Below are 18,061 nucleotides of genomic sequence, written 5' to 3'. Positions count from 1 at the left end.
GCCCCGCTAGCCGGCGGCCGTCTCCTCGTCGAGGCCCGCCAGCACCAGCGGCAACCGCCCCGCGCCGCCCGCCACCAGCCGGACCGGGACCCCCCAGTCCTGCTGGTGGACGTGGCACGCCGGATACGCGTTCGCCGGGTCGTCGTCGCAGGACGCCGCCATCGCCGACACGTGCAGCACCCCCTCCGACACCGCCGGGTCCCACTCCAGCGCACGGGACAGCTCCGTACCGGCGCCGGCGCCCGCCCGCAACAGTTCCGGCGGCGTCGAGGACACCAGCAGCCGCGTCGACGGACCGTACCGGGTGTCCAACTTCTGTCCCGCCGGCGCCCGGAACACCACGTCCAACCGGAACGCCCCCGGCGCCACCTCGGTCGGCTCCCGCCGGGTGCGGTGCGCCACCGACGCCACCCGCACCGCCTCCTCGGGCAACCGCAGCCGGGTCAGCCGGTGCCGCGCCGACTCCACGACGACGACGTCCCCGTCCACCACCACCGCGTCCGAGGGCTCCCGCAGATCGGTCGCCAGGGTGGTCACCTCACCGCTCGCCGGATCGTAGCGGCGCAGCGCGTGGTTGTACGTGTCGCTCACCGCGACCGAACCGTCCGGCAGCACGGTCACCCCCAGCGGGTGCTGCAACAGCGCCTCGGCCGCCGGGCCGTCCCGGTGCCCGAAGTCGAACAGTCCGGTGCCCACGGCGGTGCCCACCGCGCCGTCGGCGGTGATCCAGCGCAGGGCGCTGGTCTCCGCGTCCGCCACCCACAGCCGGTCGGCGCCCGCCGCCAGCCCGGACGGCTGCGCGAACCACGCCTCGGCGGCCGGCCCGTCCACCAGACCCTCGTTGGTGGTCCCGGCCGCCACCGCGACCGTGCCCGTCGCCGGGTCGTACGTCCACAGCTGGTGGACGCCCGCCATCGCGATCCACACCCGGTCGTCGAAGTACGCCACGTCCCACGGCGAGGAGAGGTCCACCTCCCGCGCCGGGCCACGGGTGGGCGAGCCCTGCCACCACTGCCGCCCGGTGCCCGCGAGGGTGCTCACCGCACCGGTCGCCGGGTCGACGCGGCGCACCGCGTGGTTCACCGTGTCCGCGACGACCACCGAACCGTCCGGCAGCGCCGCGAGCCCCTGCGGTTCGCTGAACGCGGCCACCTCGGCCGGCCCGTCGACCAGGCCCCGTACCCCGGAGCCGATCCGCCGCACCACGGTCTCGCCGTCCGCCGCCAGCTCCACCAACCGGTGCCGGGTGGTGTCCGACACCAGGAACCCGCCGGACGGCAACAGCAGCGCCTTGCCCGGGAAACGCAGCTCCGTCGCCACCGGCTCGGGCGCCACGTACGGGCCGTCACCGCGCCGCAGGGTGCCCTTCGCCCCGTGCTCCGCCTCCAACTCCGCCACCAGTCGGGCCAGCGCGTGCGCATGCCCCTCGCCCGCGTGCTGCGCGACGACGTACCCCTCGGGGTCGATCACCACCAGCGTGGGCCAGGCCCGTACGGCGTACTGCTTCCAGGTGGCCAGCTCCGGATCGTCCAGCACCGGGTGCTCCACCCCGTACCGCTCCACGGCGTCCACGACGGCCGCGTGCTCGGCCTCGTGCGCGAACTTCGGCGAGTGCACCCCGACGATCACCACGGTGTCCCGGTGCCGCTCCTCCAGCTCCCGCAGCTCGTCCAGCACGTGCAGGCAGTTCACACAGCAGAAGGTCCAGAAGTCGAGGATCACGATGCGACCCCGCAGGTCGGCCAGGGTGAGTTCCTTGCCGCCCGTGTTGAGCCAGCCACCCGCGCCGACCAGCTCGGGGGCGCGGACCCGGGCACGGCGACGGGGCGCGGGGGCAGGGGCGGCGGTGGGCTCGGGGGCGGGCGCCGGGGCAGCATCGTTCATGCTTCAAGCTTGCCACTCGGTCCGGGGCGCGGCTGCTCCCGCGGACGGTCCGGGCGGCAGTACCGGTGGACGAGCTCGGAGTGGTCGGGGAAGCGGGCGGTGAGTTCCCCGGGTCGGCCGAGGGCCATGTCGGCGTAGTCGAAACCGGGGGCGACGGCCTCGCCGATGAGGGCGTGGTCGCCGGCGGTGAGGTGGCACGCCTTCCACACGCCGCCTGGCACGGCGAGGGCGAGGGCGTGGCCCCGCCGGAGGTCCTGGCCCAGGACGGTGGTGCGGTGCCGGCCGTCGGGGTGGAGCAGGTGGTAGGTGACGGGTTCGCCGTGCTGGTGGAAGTGGAGGATGTCGGACCGGTTCAGGTTCCAGTGGCCGATCGGTGACCCGTGGGTGAGGAGGTAGTGGATGGCGGTCAGGGCGTAGCGGTCGCCCCCGGGCGTGGGGACCCGGGGACGGTGGTCCGCTTGGAAGATCCGTCGGAAGTACCCGCCCTCCACATGGGCCTCCAGGCCGAGGGCGTCGATCCAGTGCTGTGCCGTGCGCACGGTGCCCTCCCGGGATCGTGGCGGCCCCCGCTCCGGACGGGCTGCGGAGCCCCGGGTGTCCTGCCGAGTAGGTACAACGTCCGTGGCCGCCCCGGGGTTACTGGCCGCCGGCCGAAGCGGCCCACCGGGTAGGTTCGGTCCGATCGAGCGCGCGGAGCGCGTGAGCGGCACGAGGAGTCCAGGTGGATTTCACCGAGGAGTGGCGGCAGTTGAAGGAAGCGGCAGCCCGCCGCGCACGGACCGCCGAACGGAAGACGGATGCACCGGCGGAGCCGGGAGGCGGGCCCCCCGGCGCGCAGTCCGCTCCACGAACCACTGATGAGACGTCGTCAGAAACACGTGTGCCCGCGGCCCTTGCCGGCGCCCCGACATCGGTGTCGTCGGAAACGGCCCGGGTCGCGGTGCTGGAGCGGATCGCCGGGTTCCGCGAGTCGCTGGTGCTCGTCCCGCTCGACGGGGACGGCGACCCGCTCACCCTCGCCTTCGGCGGGCTGGCCTGGATCTGCGCGTTCACCGACGAGGAGGCCCTCGGCCGGTTCGCGACGGCCCGCGGCGAGGAGACGCGCGACTGGCCGTACCGCAGGACGTACGGGTTCTGGCTGCTGGACGAGGTGGCGGGGGCGGCCGGGTTCCCGTGCGGAGTGGCACTGGACGCGGCCGGTCCGGACGGCTGGGTCCTGCCACCGGTCCGGGGCATCGTGCCGGACCGCGCCGCTCTCGACGCCGCGCACCCCGATCCGCCTCCCGCACACGACCGCACCCGCACCACGGAGGGGCACTCGCATGACCGACCACGTTGATCTGGCTTCGTCCAAAGCGGCGTTGGGACAGATCGCGCAGGGCATCACCGACGTCCTGGGGGAGTTGAACGAACTCGGCATGGTCGGCCGGGCCAGCACCGGCCGCGGCTTCTCGGACCTGGCCCTGACCGGACTCCAGACCGGCCACGACGGCCTCAGCTCCACCCTGGAGAACTTCTGCGAACGCTGGGAGTGGGGCGTGCGCGGACTCGTCCAACAGGGCAACGAGTTCGCCGCCGACGTCGGACTGTCCGCGGGCGTGCTGCACGAGGTGGACCAGTACGTGCAGGGCAGCCTGAAGGTCGTGGTCAACGCGGGCATCGGCAACCCGTACGCCACCGAGGACGAGATCACCGGCAAGGACTGGGGCGAGGTGCTGTCCAGCAACCCGTACACCCACGTCCGGGACGCCGACTACGGCCGCGAGTCCTTCGAGGAAGCACGGCACGCCTCGCAGGAGGCGTGGAAGGGCGCGACGCGCGACGTCTTCGGCGCCGATCACCTGCTCCAGAACCAGCTGTTGGACGCGGTCGGCGTGCGCGACGAGGTGCAGGGCGCGGTGGACCGCGCGACCGAGCCGGCGCCCCGGGAAGGCGACCGCTGATGGGCTGGGGACCCGATATCAACCTCGGCGGCCTCAAGGACCTCGCGGACCAGGGCCTGAGCCGCATCGAGGACGGCATCGACGCGGGCAAGAAGGCGGTCGGCGAGGGCGTCGACTGGACCACCGACCGCATCGGCGACGGCCTGGACCGCGTCGGCGCCGAGGACCTCGCGGACACCGTCGAGGACTTCGGCGACGACCTCGCGTCCGAGCTCGGGGCCTCGGTCCGCGAACAGCGGCTCGGCGAGACCGAGGAGGCGGGCGAACTGGTCCACGGCAAACCCGGCGACATCCGGAACACCGCGCGTCACCTTGCCGACTTCCAGGGCGCCTTCAACCGGGTCGGCGACGGGATGCGCGGGCTCGGCTCGGACCGCTGGAGGGGCGAGGCGGCCGACGCGTTCCGGGCGGAGTTCGCGATGCACCCGCCCGACTGGCTGCGGGCCGCCGACGCGTTCGAGGGGGCGGGCCTCGCCCTGACCCGCTACGCGGACGTGGTCCAGTGGGCGCAGGACCAGGCCCAGCGGGCGATCGAGCTGTACCGGACCGGCAAGAAGGCGTCACAGGACGCGGTCGAGGCGCACAACACCCGGGTCGACGCGTACAACGCGGCCGTCACCGCCGACCGGGACCCGGGCCCCGTACCGCCGCCCTTCACCGACCCCGGGGCCGCCGACCGGCGTCAGGCCCACGACCTGCTCCGGGAGGCCCGCCGGCAACGCGACGAGGCGGCGCGCGAGGCGCAACGCATCCTCCAGGACGCGCTGGAGCACGCACCGGCCGAGCCGCCGCCCACGGACCGGATGGTGCTGAACGTCGCCGACCACGCCGTGGGGCAGGCGATCGAGCTGACCCATGTTGCGGGCGGCGTGCTGAAGGGCGCCGCGGGGGCCGTCAACTTCGTGCGTGGAATCAACCCCCTGGACCTCTACAACCTCACGCACCCCGCGCAGTACGGGCAGAACGTCGCCACCACGCTGGCCGGGGTGGTGTCGGCCGCGGCGAACCCGCAGCGCATCCCCGGGGCGCTGTGGGACAGCTTCAAGGAGGACCCCAGCGAGGGGTTCGGCCGGCTGGTCCCGGAGCTGCTCGGCACGAAGGGCCTGGGCGCGGTCCGCACCACGGCCCGGGTTGCGGACGACGTCGCGGACGCGGCGAAGGCGGCGCCGGCGACGCCCTCGTGGGGGGACCTCGCGAAGTCGACCGACACGGTCAAGGAGAAGGCGATCCACGCCGACTCCGTGGACCCCGCCACCGCACAGAAGTACCTCGACGAACAGTTCCCCTGGCTGCGGGACCTCAACAACACGAACCAGCCCGGCTACACGCAGAACTGCACCTTCAATGTCGTGACCGTTGACCGGCGGCTCGACGGCGTCGAGGTCAGTGCGGCGCCCCGGTCGAAGCCCGGTGACATTCCCTTCAAGGAACTGGGAGTCGGCCCCGAGTCGTTCACCCAGGTGAAGAGCTACGACGACATCGTCCGGGACCTGAACGCGCGCGGGGACGGTGCCCGTAGCGTGGTCTACATCGGCCGGGAGACGTCAGCCCACGTGTTCAACGCGGTGAAGACACCGGACGGAGTGGTCTTCCTCGATGGCCAGAGCGGTGGCCTCGCCATGTTGGAGAAGGGGACCACGATGATTGCCCACATCCCGTACAAGTAGTAGCGCAGGACGGACACCTCATGTTGAGCAAGGAAGAAGCCCTCCAGGCGGCACGCCAGTTCCTGGAAGCGGCCTATGCCGACGACTCCTCGGGATGGACGATCGTCGTTCTGCCCGACGGGTCGTACCGGTACCACGCGGGTTGGGCGGTGCGGTTCGATTCGCAGGAAGCCCTGGACAGTGGACAGCCGTGGGTGGGCCCCATGATGAAGATCCTCCTCGTCCCCGACGACGGCTCGGAGCCGGAGTTCCCTCCCACGAACATCCCCGTCCCGGACTACCTGGAAAAGCTCGCCGCAGGCGAGTGGCCGGCGGGCGGAGACGCGCGATGAACGCCCCCGACCCGTCCGGCGCCGCCCGGAACTGGCTGCACCGCACCTACGGCGGCCTCGTGGAACTCGCCGCCCCGCACCCCGTCGCGCAGGACGCCCGCACCTGGATGTTCAGCTGCCGCACGGTCCCCCAGCCCGGTTACCCGAGCACCCCGATGCTGGCCTCCTCGGTGGTGGTGCCGAAGGACGGGGGCGAGCCGTTCCACCCCGCGTCCGACGACCCGTTCGGGGACGCGGCCGGCTACCCCGGGCCCCCGGAGACACAACAACCTGGCGCCCGCGCACGGCGGTTGAACGCCCGGGGCTGCGTGGTCACGGTCGCCGCGCAGGTGACCGGCGGCGTCCCGTCGACGCCGTTGCCGTGGCGGCCGGTGCACGAGGCGCCCGGCTGGTGGAACCTGCTGCTGCGCCGGTACTTCCCCGGTGCCGAGGCGCTGCGCTGCGCCGACTGGGACGAGGTCGTGCGCCGGGCGAAGGAACCCGGGCCCGGCACCCGGGGCGTGGTCTGGGTCCGGCGCGAGGCCGGCGGCGCGGAGGCCAGCGGGCACCTGCTGTACGTGCTCAACGACGGCGGGAACGTCGTCTTCCTGGACGGGATGACGGGCGGCCTAGGCAGGCTGGACAACATCGGCGTAAGGGAGTTGACGTTCGCGCGGGTGCGGCCGGCGGGGTCCGGCGCGGCGCCCGCGCCCGACTTCGGGGCGGCCCGCCGCAAGGCCGAGGAGTGGGTGCGCGCGTCCTGGTCGGAGCCGGTGGAACTGGTGGCGCCCGATCCGGCGGACGAGACGGCCCGCGGCTGGCTGTTCGCCTGCGACACCACGGCGTTCCTGCGCACCGGCAACTGGCGGGAGTCGATGGTCGACGCGGCGGTGGTGGTGCCGAAGGACGACCAGGAGCCGTTCCTGCTGCCGAACTCCGATCCGTGGGGCCACTTCGCGGCCTGGGACCGGGGCGGTCCGGCGGGCCCGGTGCCGCAGCCGGGGCGGGCGTCCTGGTTCGCGCCCACGCTCGCGGAGTTGGGCGGGGTGCTCGCGGTGACGGAGCACGCGACGGCGACCGAGGCGGTCGCGTCCTTGGCCGCGCTGCCGCCGGGCGGTCGGGCCCTGGTGTGGGTGCGCCGGCTGGACGGGCGGGGCCGCCCGTCGACCGGTGTGCTGTTGACCGGGTTCCGCACCGCGCAGGGCGCGGTGGGTCTGGTGGACGGTTCGGCGCAGACGTTCAGCGGTCTTGCGGGGCTGCGGGAGTGCGGGGTGCGGGTCATCCGCTACCGGTGAGCCCGCCCGGCCCGGACGGGGGAGCCCGGAGCAGCCGGTGACCGACGGGGGCGGGTGATCGGTCCGCCGGTACGATCGGCCGCATGCCGCCCGAGGCCCGTGAGGACTGCTCCCCGCCGGTCCGGGGCGAACCCGCTCCCGCCCCGGGGACCACGCCGGACGCCCCCGGGACCATGCCGGACGCCACCGACTCCGGCTCTGACCCCGACCCCGAACCCGACCTCGGCTCCGGGACCACGACGGGCGCCACCGGCCCCGGGACCACGACGGGCGCCACCGGTCAGGGAACCGGGACGGGCACCCCCGCGGCCCGCGAGCGTCGCACCGTGCTCCTCGCGGTCCGTTCGGCGACGGCCCTGCACCGGCTGCTCGACGTCCTGCCCGTCTTCGACGGCGACGAACGCCTCGCCGTGCGCGTCACGCTCGTCCCCGGTTCGGAGTTCGACGTGGACGCCCTCGCCGCACTGGAGCGGGCGGGCGCCCGCACCCTCGACTGGGCCCGGGCGCGCAGCCGCCGGCACGATCTGGTGCTGGCCGCCAGCCCCAAGGGCGCCCTGCGGGCGCTGACCGGCCCCCGGGTACTGCTGCCGCACGGCGCCGGCTTCAACAAGACGGTCGGCGCGGACGGCTCACCACGGCTCCCCTCCGGTCTCGACCCGCACTACCTGCTCGACGACGGGGCACCCTGGGCCGACCTGCACGCCCTCGGGCACGACGAGCAGGTGGCCCGGCTCCTCGCGTACTGTCCCGAGGCCGCCGCCCGGGCGACCGTCGTGGGGGACCCGACCCTGGACCGGCTGCTCGGTTCGCTCGCCCGCCGGGACGACTACCGGGCCGCCCTGGGCACGGGCGGGCGCCGGCTGCTCGTGCTCACCTCCACCTGGGGACCCCAGTCGCTGTTGGCCCGCCGTCCCGAACTGCCGGGCGAGCTGCTCGGCGGGCTCCCCCACGACGCGTACCAACTCGCCCTGGTGCTGCACCCCAACGAGTACAGCCGCACCGGCTCGTTCGACCTCGCGCGCCACCTCGCCCCCGCCCGCGGCGCCGGCCTGGTCCTGGCCGGTCCGTACGAGGAGTGGGCGGCGCTGCTGGTCGCGTCCGACGCGGTGATCAGCGACCACGGTTCCACCGCGCTGTACGCCGCGGCCCTGGGCCGGCCGGTGATCGGCGCCCACGACGGCGGTGACGAACTGATCCCCGGCAGCCCCATGGACCGCCTGCTGTCCCGGGCGCCCCGGCTGCCCCGGGCGGCGGGGGCCGCGGACGTGGAACGGGCCCTCGGCGCCGCCGGCCACCGGGCCGGCCGTGCCGCCGCGACCGCCGCGTTCGCCCTGCCCGGCCGGGCGCTGCCGGGGCTGCGCGACCGGCTCTACCGGCTGTTGCAGCTGGAGCCGCGGAACGTGCCGGTCACGCCCCGGCCGCTGCCCCGCCCGGAGGGCCCCCACCGAGCGCCGGCCGCCTTCGCGGTGCGGGCCGAGGTGGACGGACACCGGGTGAGGGTCACCCGTCTCCCCCCGTACACCCGCGAGGCGGTGCACCACCTGGCCGTCGAACACCCCGAGGCGACCGAGCGCGAGACGCAGAGCGCCGCGGTGGTGTGGTGCCGGACCCGGCCCGCCGCCACCGCCCCGCACACCAGCGCGTGGACGGCGGCCGGCTGGACGGACCGGGTCCTCGCCGACCACCCGGGCTGCCGGACCGCCGCCGTGGTGCTCTCCCCGGGGCGCTGTCTGCTGCGGCACCGCACGGCGGGCACGTTCGGCGTCCGCGTCGAGCCGCACCGGACGGCCGGGCGGGTCCTGCGCGCCGATCCGGCGGCGGTGCTGTCCGCGGTGCACGCCTGGCTGGCCACCGCCCCGCCGTGGACCGGGCCGGTGACGTTGCACTGCACGATCGGCCCGCTCACCGTCCGCGCCGAGCTGACGGCCGCCGACGAGAGCGACCTCGGCCACGAACTCTGACCGGTCCCCGCCGGCTACGGCTCCCCGTCCGGCTCGATCAGTCCGCCGGAGCGCTCCGCCAGGACCCGGGCCGCCGCACGGTGCTCCGCGGCTTCCGTGGCATTCCCCAACACCTCTTCGAGGCAGGCCAGTTCCTCCAGTACGCGCACCTCGTCGGAGGTGGAGCCCCGTTCCCGGGCACCGTCCAGGGCCGCCCGCACCAGGGCCACCGCCTCGGCCGGACGGCCGGCCGCCCGCAGCGCCCGGCCGAGTTCGAAGCCGGTGCGTGCGGTCATCCGTTCCCGCTGCTGTTCCCGCGCCATCCGGTGCGCCCGGGCCAGCAGCACGACCGCCTCGTCGGCCGCCCCCCGGTTCAACGCGGTGCGCCCCAGCAGGTGCGTCTGGAGCAGCACCCCGTACGCGTTGGGGATCGCCGCGTGGGCGTCCCGGGCGGCCGTGAAGTCGGCGGCGGCCCCCGTCCAGTCGCCCCGGGCCGACTTCAGCAGGCCCCGGAACTCCACGGCCGAGGCCCGCAGCTTGCGTTCCTGTTGCGTCCCGCCCAGCGACTCGGCGGCCCGCAGGGCCCGTTCCACCTGCTCCGCGGCCCGTTCGTACTGCTTCTGCTCCCACAGGGGCCGGGCCAGTTGGCACCGCATGCGCACCTGTGCGGGCAGGTGCTCGGCCCGGTCGGCCGCCGCGACGCCGATGCGGAACGCGTCGGTGACGTCCGCGTGGTGCGGATGGTCCAGGAAGTAGGTCCACAGCGGTTCGCAGAGCGCCCAGGCGTCCTCGTACCGTCCGCTGTCGAAGGCCAGCCGGACGCAGCCGAACAGGGCGAGCCGGCGCGACTCCAACCAGCCCAGCGCCGCGGGTTTGTCGGTGAACTCCAGGTCGGGGACGCCGGGCACGGGCGGGCCGGGTGCGGCGAAGGTCAGACGCGGGCCCGCCGCCAGCAGGTCGGCGCGGGCCGCCTGACGCCGGTACCAGCGGATCAGCCGCTCGCGTCCCGCATCGCGCACCGTGCCCTCGGGGTCGGCGTCCCGGGCCCGTCGCTCGGCGTGGCCGCGCAGCAGTTCGTGCAGTCGGAGTCCGCCGGGCCGGCCGTCCAGCAGTCCGGCGGTCTCCAGCTCCTCCAGGGCGTCCTCCGCCGCGGGGAGGTCCGTGCCCAGCAGGGCGGCGGCGTCGTGCGCGGTGACGCAGGGCGCCGGGTGCTGGGGGAGCAGGACGTAGAGCCGCGCGGCGTCCGCACCGAGCCCCGCATGGGCGGCGTCCCACACCGCTTCCACCATCGGGATGCCCTTCTCGTGGAGTTCCGTGGTGAGCTCGGCGACCAGCCGGGGCAGGGTGCGCCGACGGTGTTTGCGCACCCAGCGGCCCGCCACGTGCAGGGCGGCGGGCAGCCCGGCGCAGCACCGGGCGAGTTCGGCCGCGGCGGCGGGTTCCGCCGTCAACCGCGGGTCGTCCACCAGGCGGCCGAGCAGCCGCAGGGCGTCGTCGGCGGCCAGCGGATCGACGGGCACGTCGACCGCGGCGACGCCGTCCAGGTCGTAGAGGGCGCCCTGGCTGGACACGATGGCGAGGCTACCGGCGGACGACGGCAGCAGAGGCAGGACCTCGGCGCCGTACCGGGCGTTGTCGATGACGACGATGAGCCGCTTGTCCCGGGTGCGGGTCCAGTACTGCTGGGAGCGGCCCGCGAAGGTGCGTTCCCACCAGTCCGGGGTGACCCCGAGGCCGGTCAGTAGATCCGCCACGGCCTCGGACACCTCTACGGTGCCGTCGCGGCGCAGGTCGTCGAGGTCGACGTAGAGCACCCCGTCGGGGAAGCGTTCGCCGAGCGTGCGGGCGAGCTGGAAGCCGAGGGCGGTCTTGCCGATGCCGCCGATGCCGGTCAGGGCGACGACCAGGGGGCCGGGCCCGTCCCCGTGCGCTTCGGCGGCCCGGGCGACGCGTTCCTGCTCGACGAGCCGGTTCTCGAAGTGCACCGGTGCGGGCGGTAGTTGGTAGGGGACCGGGGGGCCCGAGGGGGTCGGCCCGTGCCAGTGCTGGTGCAGTTCCCCGATGCGCCCGGCCTGGACGACCACGTCCGCCCGCCCGTCCAGACTGTTGTGGGTCTCCTCGGCCATTCCCCCACACTACGTTCCCGGCCGTCACCGGGTGAGGCTTCCCGGAACCCGGCGGGTTGGGCGCCTGTTGCTCCTATGGTGGGTGCAGGTAGTCGACCCGGGGAGCGTGTTCATGGATCCGATCTCGGCGGCGGTGCTCGCGGCGCTGGCCACGGGGGTGGCCGGGGAGGCCGGGCGGCAGGCGTGGCTGGGGCTCGCCAAGCTGGTCCGGCGCCCGTTCCGACACGGTGAGCCGGCCGACGCCGGTACGGAGGCCGGTACGGGGTCCCGTGCGGGGGAGTCCGGCCGGTCCGGTCAGCCCGACGGGGACGTGGTGGACGCCGAGGTCGTGGTCGACGCCGAGGTTGCCGCAGCCCCCGCAGCCCCCGCGGATGACGCGGACGACCGGGCGACGGAGCCGGGGAGTCGGGAACTGGTCGCGTTGACCCAGGCGCCGCAGGACCCGGCGCGCGCCGAGGCCCTGGCGCGGGCGCTGGACGAGCGGGCGGCGAGCGATCCCGAGTTCCGGGCGTGGCTGGCCCGGTGGTGGGAGGAGGCCCGCCCCGTCGCCGAAGCGGCCGGCACGGTCGAGAACTCCGTCACCGGCACGGTGACCGGTCCGGTCGTCCAGGGCCGGGACTTCTCCGACATCACGTTCAACCTCTGAGCCCGGCCCGGACGTTGGGCCACCGTCCCCGCGCGGGGCGGGCGCTCACGCCGTGAACGCGGCAGCGGTGACGTCCCGTTCCAGTTCGGCGCGGTAGAACCCGTAGGTCCCGATGCCGGAGACCTGGATGACCAGGCAGAACCGCTCCACCGACGCCAGCCGCTCGCCCACCTGCTCGTACTCGCGCCGCAGGAAGTGGACCGCGGCCAGGTTGGCCGTGGACGTCTGGCCCGACACCACGAACACCGGGCACTCGGACTCCACCGGCTGGAACTTGGCGACGAGCGCGAACTCCCGGTTGTCCTTGTCGAACGGGTACTTCTCCCCGTCGACCTCGATGGCCACCGAGTCCGGATGCCCGGGTTCGTAGGGGTGGAGGGTGACTCCGGGCAGATGCGCGGCCAGGTGGCCGCCCGTGCGCAGGTTGGCGCCCCCGGTGGGTCCGCCCACGCAGAACTCGGTGCGATCGGCGTTGCTGCCCCGGAAGCTCCCGGCCTCCAGGACCACCTTGCAGTCCAACTCACCGACCAACAGGGCCAGTGCCATGGCGGCCTCGACGTCGCGGTAGGTCGCGGTCTGGGGCGAGTGGTGCTTGTTGCCCAACACGATCAGACAACTCTGCCCGGGGCGGACCCCGAAGAACGCGGCCCGTTTGTTCACCGCGCGGGACCGTTTCGCCCGCTCCCACAACCAGACCAGGGCACCGCCCAGGAAACTGGTCACCAGCCCGATCACGATGTTCCCCAGCACCGACTGAATCGTCGTCCCCCTCCTGCCCAGGTCCTCATCGTTTCACGCACCGCCGGGCGCGCACCAGCACGCGGGCGCCGGAGTGATCCGCCGGCGCGCGTCCCCCACCACCCGGCCCACCGTGGGGAACCGGCGCCCCGCCCCCTGCCACCTGGACGGTTAACCTCACGCGATGACGCACGAGACAACGACGGCCGAGGACCTGACCGCGCGCGCGGAACGGCACCGCGGGGAACTACGCGTCCACTGCTACCGGATGGTCGGCTCGTACACGGACGCCGAGGACCTCGTCCAGGAGACGCTGATCCGCGCCTGGCGGGGGCGGGAGTCCCTGGACGACCCCGAGCGGCTGCGCCCCTGGCTCTACCGCATCGCGACCCGCGTCTGCCTGGACTTCCTCGGCGGCCCGGCCCGGTCCCGCGAGGTCGCCACCGCCACCTCCGCCATCGCCGAGGTGCGCTGGCTGGAGCCGTACCCCGACTCCCTGCTGGAGGGGACGATCGCCCGGGAGACCATCGAGCTGGCGTACCTCGCGGCGATCCAGCACCTCCCGCCGCGCCAGCGGGCCGTACTCATCCTGCGGGACGTCCTCGGCTTCCCGGCGGACGAGACGGCGAGGACCCTGGAGGTCACCGTCGCCGCGGTCAAGAGCGCACTCCAACGGGCCCGCGCCACCCTGCGCGCCCACCTCCCGCAGCGCCGCGCCGACTGGGGCCCGGCGACCGAGCCGAGCGCCGAGGAACGGGCCACCCTGCGCCGCTACGTGACCGCCTCGCAGAACGCCGACCTCTCCGAACTGACCGCCCTGCTACGGGAGGACGCCCGGCAGACCATGCCGCCGGTGGCCCGCGTCTACGAGGGCCGCACCGCGATCCTCGACCTGTGGCGGCCGGTGCTTCAGGGCCCGGACCGGTGGGGCGAGTGGCGGACCGTGGAGGTCACCGTCAACCGGCAGCCCGCGGCCGTGAACTACGTCCGCGAACCCGGGGACACCGAGTACCGCGCGGTCAACATCGACGTGCTGCGGATCGAGGACGGGCTGGTCGCCGAGATCACCACCTTCGGACCGGAGGTCCTGCCCGCACTGGGACTGTCCCCGACCCTGTAGACCCCGTAGCCCCCGCGACACCACGGCCGGCGCACGGTGACCCAGGTCACAGCGCGCCGGCCGATTCCTTTTCCCCGGCGGCACCCGTCATAGGGGCGTCCCACGCAACGACGCAGCGCAGACGCAGCGCAGACGCAGCCCAGACGCAGCGCCGACGCGACTCCGCGAAAGAGGAACCCAACCATGAGCATGAAGAACTTCGACCGACTGCTCGGCACCTGGAACGTCACCGGCGGCGCCGAGGGCACCGTCACCTACCGCTGGCTCCCCGGCGAGCAGTTCCTCGTCCAGGACGTCGACCTCACCCAGTACGGGCAGGCCGTCACCGGCATCGAGGTCATCGGCCGGCTGAAGCCGTTCGGCGCGGAGGAGCCCAGCGAGCACGTGCACTCCCGCTACTACGACAGCGAGGGCAACACCTTCGACTACCTCTACGAGATCGAGGGCGACACGCTGGTCATCTGGGCCGGCGAGGTGGGCTCGCCCGCCCACTACCGGGGCACCTTCAACGCCGGAGGCGACACCGTCAGCGGTGCCTGGACCTACCCCGGGGGCGGCGGCTACGCGTCCACCATGACCCGCACGGCCACCTGAACCCCCGTATCCACGACCGGAGTTCCCGGGGGCGCGGCACACCGCACCCCCGGGCCGGTCCCGCTCAGCCCTCGGCGCCCTCCGCGCCCCCCTCCAGATCACCCTCCGTCTCCAGGAACACCTGGCGCAGCGCGTCCAACGTCGCCGGGTCCGGCTTCGCCCACAGCCCCCGCGACTCGGCCTCCAACAGCCGCTCCGTGATGCCGTGCAACGCCCAGGGGTTGGCCTCCTGGAGGAAGGCACGGTTCTCCGGGTCGAGGACGTACGCCTGCGTGAGCTTGTCGTACATCCAGTCCGCGATCACCCCGGTCGTGGCGTCGTAACCGAAGAGGTAGTCGACCGTCGCCGCCAGCTCGAACGCACCCTTGTAGCCGTGGCGACGCATCGCCTCGATCCACTTCGGGTTGACCACCCGGGCCCGGAACACCCGCGAGGTCTCCTCGACCAGGGTCCGGGTGCGCACCGTCTCCGGCCGGGTCGAGTCACCGATGTACGCCTCGGGCGCCGTACCGCGCAGCGCCCGCACGGTCGCCACCATGCCCCCGTGGTACTGGAAGTAGTCGTCCGAGTCGGCGATGTCGTGCTCGCGGGTGTCCGTGTTCTTCGCCGCGACCGCGATCCGCTTGTACGCGGTCTCCATCTCCTCCCGCGCCGGCCGGCCGTCCAACTCGCGCCCGTACGCGTAACCGCCCCACACCGTGTACACCTCGGCGAGGTCCGCATCGGTGCGCCAGTCCCGCGAGTCGATCAGCTGGAGCAGCCCCGCCCCGTACGTCCCCGGGCGGGAACCGAAGATGCGGGTGGTGGCCCGGCGCTCGTCACCGTGCGCCGCGAGGTCCGCCTTCACGTGCGCCCGCACGTAGTTCGCCTCGTCCGCCTCGTCGAGGTCCGCGACCAGCCGCACCGCATCGTCCAACAAGCCGATGACGTGCGGGAACGCGTCCCGGAAGAAGCCCGAGATGCGCAGCGTCACATCGACGCGGGGCCGCCCCAGCTCCTCGGCCGGCACCGCCTCCACCCCGGTGACCCGGCGCGAGGCGTCGTCCCACACCGGGCGCACCCCGAGCAGCGCCAGCGCCTCCGCGATGTCGTCGCCCGCGGTGCGCATCGCGCTCGTCCCCCACAGCGACAGACCCACCGACGTGGGCCAGTCGCCGTTGTCCTCGCGGTAACGGGCCAACAGCGAGTCGGCGAGGGCCTGACCGGTCTCCCAGGCCAGCCGGGACGGCACGGCCTTCGGGTCGACGGAGTAGAAGTTGCGGCCCGTCGGCAGCACGTTCACCAGACCCCGCAACGGCGAACCCGAGGGCCCCGCCGGCACGAAACCGCCGTTCAACGCGTGCACCGCGTGGTCGAGTTCCTGGTGCGTGGCGTTGAGCCGCGGCACCACCTCGTGCGCCGCGAAGTCCAACACCCGCGCCACGTCCGGCCCGTGGTCGGCGGCCACCACCGCGACCGCCGCCGGGTCCCAGTCGGCCGCCTCCATCGCCTCGACCAGCGCCCGCGCCGCCTCCTCCGCCGCGTCGGCCCCGGTGCGGGTCGCCGCCGACTCGTCCAGGCCCAGCGCCTCCCGCAGCCCCGGCAGGGCGGTGGTGCCGCCCCAGATCTGCCGGGCCCGCAGGATCGCCAGCACCAGGTTCACCCGGTCCCCGGCCGCCGGCGGCGCGCCCAGCACGTGCAGACCGTCGCGGATCTGCGCGTCCTTGACCTCGCACAGCCACCCGTCGACGTGCAGCAGGAAGTCGTCGAAGCCGTCGTCGTCGGGGCGGTCCTCCAACCCCAGGTCGTGGTCGAGCCGGGCCGCCTGGATCAACGTCCAGATCTGCGCCCGGATCGCCGGCAGCTTCGCCGGGTCCATCGACGAGATCTGCGCGTACTCGTCGAGCAGCTGCTCCAGCCGTGCGATGTCCCCGTACGAGTCGGCGCGGGCCATCGGCGGCACCAGGTGGTCGATCAGCGTCGCGTGCACCCGCCGCTTGGCCTGGGTGCCCTCGCCCGGGTCGTTCACCAGGAACGGGTACACCAACGGCAGGTCACCGAGGGCCGCATCGGGCGCGCACGCCGCGGAAAGACCCGCGTTCTTGCCGGGCAGCCACTCCAGGTTGCCGTGCTTGCCCAGGTGCACCATGGCGTCGGCGCCGAAGCCGCCGTCCTCACGGGGCGCCGCGATCCACCGGTACGCCGCCAGGTAGTGGTGCGAGGGCGGCAGGTCCGGGTCGTGGTAGATCGCGATCGGGTTCTCGCCGAAGCCCCGCGGCGGCTGGATCACGATCAGCAGGTTCTCGCGGCGCAGCGCCGCGAGCACGATGTCACCCTCCGGGTTGTGCGTGCGGTCCACGAACATCTCACCGGGCGCCGGGCCCCAGTGCCGCTCCACCGCCGACCGCAGCTCCTCGGGCAGCGTCGCGAACCAGCGACGGTAGTCGGCCGCCGGAATGCGCACCGGGTTCGCAGCCAACTGCTCCTCGGTCAACCAGTCCTGGTCATGGCCGCCCGCGTCGATCAAAGCCCGGATCAACTCGTCGCCGTCGCCCGACACCAGCCCCGGGATGTCCTCCACGGGCCCGAACTCGTACCCCTCCGCACGCAGCCGCCGCAACAGCGCCACCGCACTGGCGGGCGTGTCCAGGCCGACCGCGTTGCCGATCCGGGCGTGCTTCGTCGGATACGCCGACAACACCAACGCGATCCGCTTCTCCGCGGCCGGGATGTACCGCAGCCGCGCGTGCCGCACCGCGATCCCGGCGACCCGCGCCGCCCGCTCCGGGTCGGCCGCGTAGGCGGGCAACCCGTCCTCGTCGATCTCCTTGAACGAGAACGGGACGGTGATCAGCCGGCCGTCGAACTCCGGCACCGCGATCTGGCTCGCCGCGTCCAACGGGGACACGCCCTCGTCGTTGGCCTCCCAGTCGGCCCGCGACGAGGTCAGACACAGCGCCTGGAGCACCGGCACGTCCAGCCCGGTCAGCGCGCCCGCGTCCCAGGACTCGTCGTCGCCGCCCGCCGACGCCTCGGCCGGCCGGGTACCGCCCGCGGCGAGCACCGTCGTCACGATGACGTCCGCCGCGCGCAGGGTGTCCAACAACTCGGGCTCGGGGCTGCGCAGCGAGGCCACGTACAGCGGCAGCGGCCGGCCGCCCGCGTGCTCCACCGCCTCGCACAGCGCGGCGACGAACGCGGTGTTGCCGCTCATGTGGTGCGCCCGGTAATAGAGGACGGCCACCGTCGGCACGCCGTCCGCTTCGGCCCTCACCGGGGTGCGCTCCAAGGGGCCCCAGGCGGGGGCGGGCGCCGGCGGCTCGAAACCGTGACCGGTGAGCAGCACGGTGTCCGACAGGAACCGGGCGAGCTGCGACAGGTTCGCCGGCCCGCCGTGCGCGAGGTACGCGTGCGCCTCCGCGGCGATGCCCACGGGCACCGTGGACGCCGCCATCAACTGGGCGTCCGGCGCCTGTTCACCGGTCAGCACGACCACCGGCAGGCCCGTCGCGGTCAGCTGGTCGAGGCCGTCCTGCCAGGCCCGGACCCCGCCGAGCAGCCGCACGACGACCAGCGCGACCCCGTCCAGCAGCGCCGGCAGATCGCCGAGCGGCAACCGGGACGGGTTCGCGAAGACATAGGGGACGGGGTTGCCCGTGCGGTTCGCCGCACGTGCGCTCAGCAGGTCCGTGTCGGACGTCGAGAGGAGGAGGATGCGGGGCGCGACCGGCTCGGGCTGTGCGCCGTCCGTTTCGCCGGTCTCATCGGGGGAGTGCAGCATGCGGCATCGGCCTTCCTCGGGGTGTCCGCGCCCCGGG

At 74.0% G+C, this 18,061-nt stretch carries 14 protein-coding genes; 9 read left to right on the top strand and 5 right to left on the bottom strand.

Annotation, left to right across the window (positions count from 1 at the left end; all coding sequences use genetic code 11):
• Positions 1-6: 6 nt before the first annotated feature.
• Positions 7-1,884 carry an NHL domain-containing thioredoxin family protein gene (locus ACFV88_RS11765; protein ID WP_385488917.1) on the bottom strand — a complete coding sequence of 626 codons (1,878 nt, stop codon included), beginning with the start codon at positions 1,882-1,884 and terminating at the stop codon, positions 7-9.
• Positions 1,881-2,423, bottom strand: a complete 543-nt coding sequence (locus ACFV88_RS11760; RefSeq protein WP_385488914.1) for a cupin domain-containing protein — start codon at positions 2,421-2,423, stop codon at positions 1,881-1,883. Before ACFV88_RS11760 ends, ACFV88_RS11765 begins: the two co-directional genes overlap by 4 nt.
• A gap of 341 nt (positions 2,424-2,764) precedes the next feature.
• Between ACFV88_RS11760 and ACFV88_RS11755 the strand changes: the two genes are divergently transcribed.
• The 6 genes from ACFV88_RS11755 (at position 2,765) to ACFV88_RS11730 (ending at position 9,061) form a co-directional block, all read left to right on the top strand.
• Complete coding sequence (locus tag ACFV88_RS11755) at positions 2,765-3,223, top strand: SseB family protein (protein WP_385488911.1); 459 nt, start codon at positions 2,765-2,767, stop codon at positions 3,221-3,223.
• Positions 3,207-3,827: a hypothetical protein gene (locus ACFV88_RS11750; protein WP_385488908.1), complete on the top strand. Its 621-nt coding sequence runs from the start codon at positions 3,207-3,209 to the stop codon at positions 3,825-3,827. Before ACFV88_RS11755 ends, ACFV88_RS11750 begins: the two co-directional genes overlap by 17 nt.
• A complete protein-coding gene (locus tag ACFV88_RS11745; RefSeq protein WP_385488905.1) occupies positions 3,827-5,494 on the top strand; it encodes a putative T7SS-secreted protein in 1,668 nt (555 codons plus the stop codon). Before ACFV88_RS11750 ends, ACFV88_RS11745 begins: the two co-directional genes overlap by 1 nt.
• Before the next feature lie 20 nt (positions 5,495-5,514).
• Positions 5,515-5,826, top strand: a complete 312-nt coding sequence (locus ACFV88_RS11740; RefSeq protein ID WP_385488903.1) for a YrhB domain-containing protein — start codon at positions 5,515-5,517, stop codon at positions 5,824-5,826.
• Positions 5,823-7,100, top strand: a complete 1,278-nt coding sequence (locus ACFV88_RS11735) for a YrhB domain-containing protein (RefSeq protein ID WP_385488900.1) — start codon at positions 5,823-5,825, stop codon at positions 7,098-7,100. Before ACFV88_RS11740 ends, ACFV88_RS11735 begins: the two co-directional genes overlap by 4 nt.
• 83 nt (positions 7,101-7,183) lie before the next feature.
• Positions 7,184-9,061 (top strand): translation initiation factor 2, encoded by a 1,878-nt coding sequence (locus ACFV88_RS11730; RefSeq protein WP_385488897.1) that lies wholly within the window; start codon positions 7,184-7,186, stop codon positions 9,059-9,061.
• Between the two features lie 14 nt (positions 9,062-9,075).
• On the opposite strand, the gene ACFV88_RS11725 is transcribed toward ACFV88_RS11730, so the two are convergent.
• Positions 9,076-11,166 (bottom strand): NB-ARC domain-containing protein, encoded by a 2,091-nt coding sequence (locus ACFV88_RS11725; RefSeq protein WP_385488894.1) that lies wholly within the window; start codon positions 11,164-11,166, stop codon positions 9,076-9,078.
• A gap of 112 nt (positions 11,167-11,278) precedes the next feature.
• On the opposite strand from ACFV88_RS11725, the gene ACFV88_RS11720 reads away from it, so the two are divergent.
• A complete protein-coding gene (locus ACFV88_RS11720) occupies positions 11,279-11,812 on the top strand; it encodes a hypothetical protein (protein WP_385488892.1) in 534 nt (177 codons plus the stop codon).
• Positions 11,813-11,857: 45 nt separating this feature from the next.
• On the opposite strand, the gene ACFV88_RS11715 is transcribed toward ACFV88_RS11720, so the two are convergent.
• Positions 11,858-12,562 (bottom strand): hypothetical protein, encoded by a 705-nt coding sequence (locus ACFV88_RS11715; RefSeq protein WP_385488889.1) that lies wholly within the window; start codon positions 12,560-12,562, stop codon positions 11,858-11,860.
• A 172-nt stretch (positions 12,563-12,734) separates the two neighbouring features.
• On the opposite strand from ACFV88_RS11715, the gene ACFV88_RS11710 reads away from it, so the two are divergent.
• The gene (locus ACFV88_RS11710) at positions 12,735-13,670 is read left to right on the top strand and encodes an RNA polymerase subunit sigma-70 (RefSeq protein WP_385488886.1); all 936 of its coding nucleotides are present in this window, start codon (positions 12,735-12,737) and stop codon (positions 13,668-13,670) included.
• 183 nt (positions 13,671-13,853) lie between these two features.
• Entirely contained in the window at positions 13,854-14,264 is a 411-nt protein-coding gene (locus ACFV88_RS11705) for a hypothetical protein (protein ID WP_385488884.1), read from the top strand.
• 64 nt (positions 14,265-14,328) lie between these two features.
• On the opposite strand, the gene cobN is transcribed toward ACFV88_RS11705, so the two are convergent.
• On the bottom strand, positions 14,329-18,024 hold the full coding sequence (gene cobN / locus ACFV88_RS11700) for a cobaltochelatase subunit CobN (protein ID WP_385488881.1): 3,696 nt from the start codon (positions 18,022-18,024) through the stop codon (positions 14,329-14,331).
• Positions 18,025-18,061 lie beyond the last annotated feature (37 nt).

Origin of the sequence: Streptomyces sp. NPDC059816 (assembly GCF_042732055.1) — a bacterium.
Taxonomy (GTDB): domain Bacteria; phylum Actinomycetota; class Actinomycetes; order Streptomycetales; family Streptomycetaceae; genus Streptomyces.
This window is presented reverse-complemented; position numbering and strand designations above follow the sequence as displayed.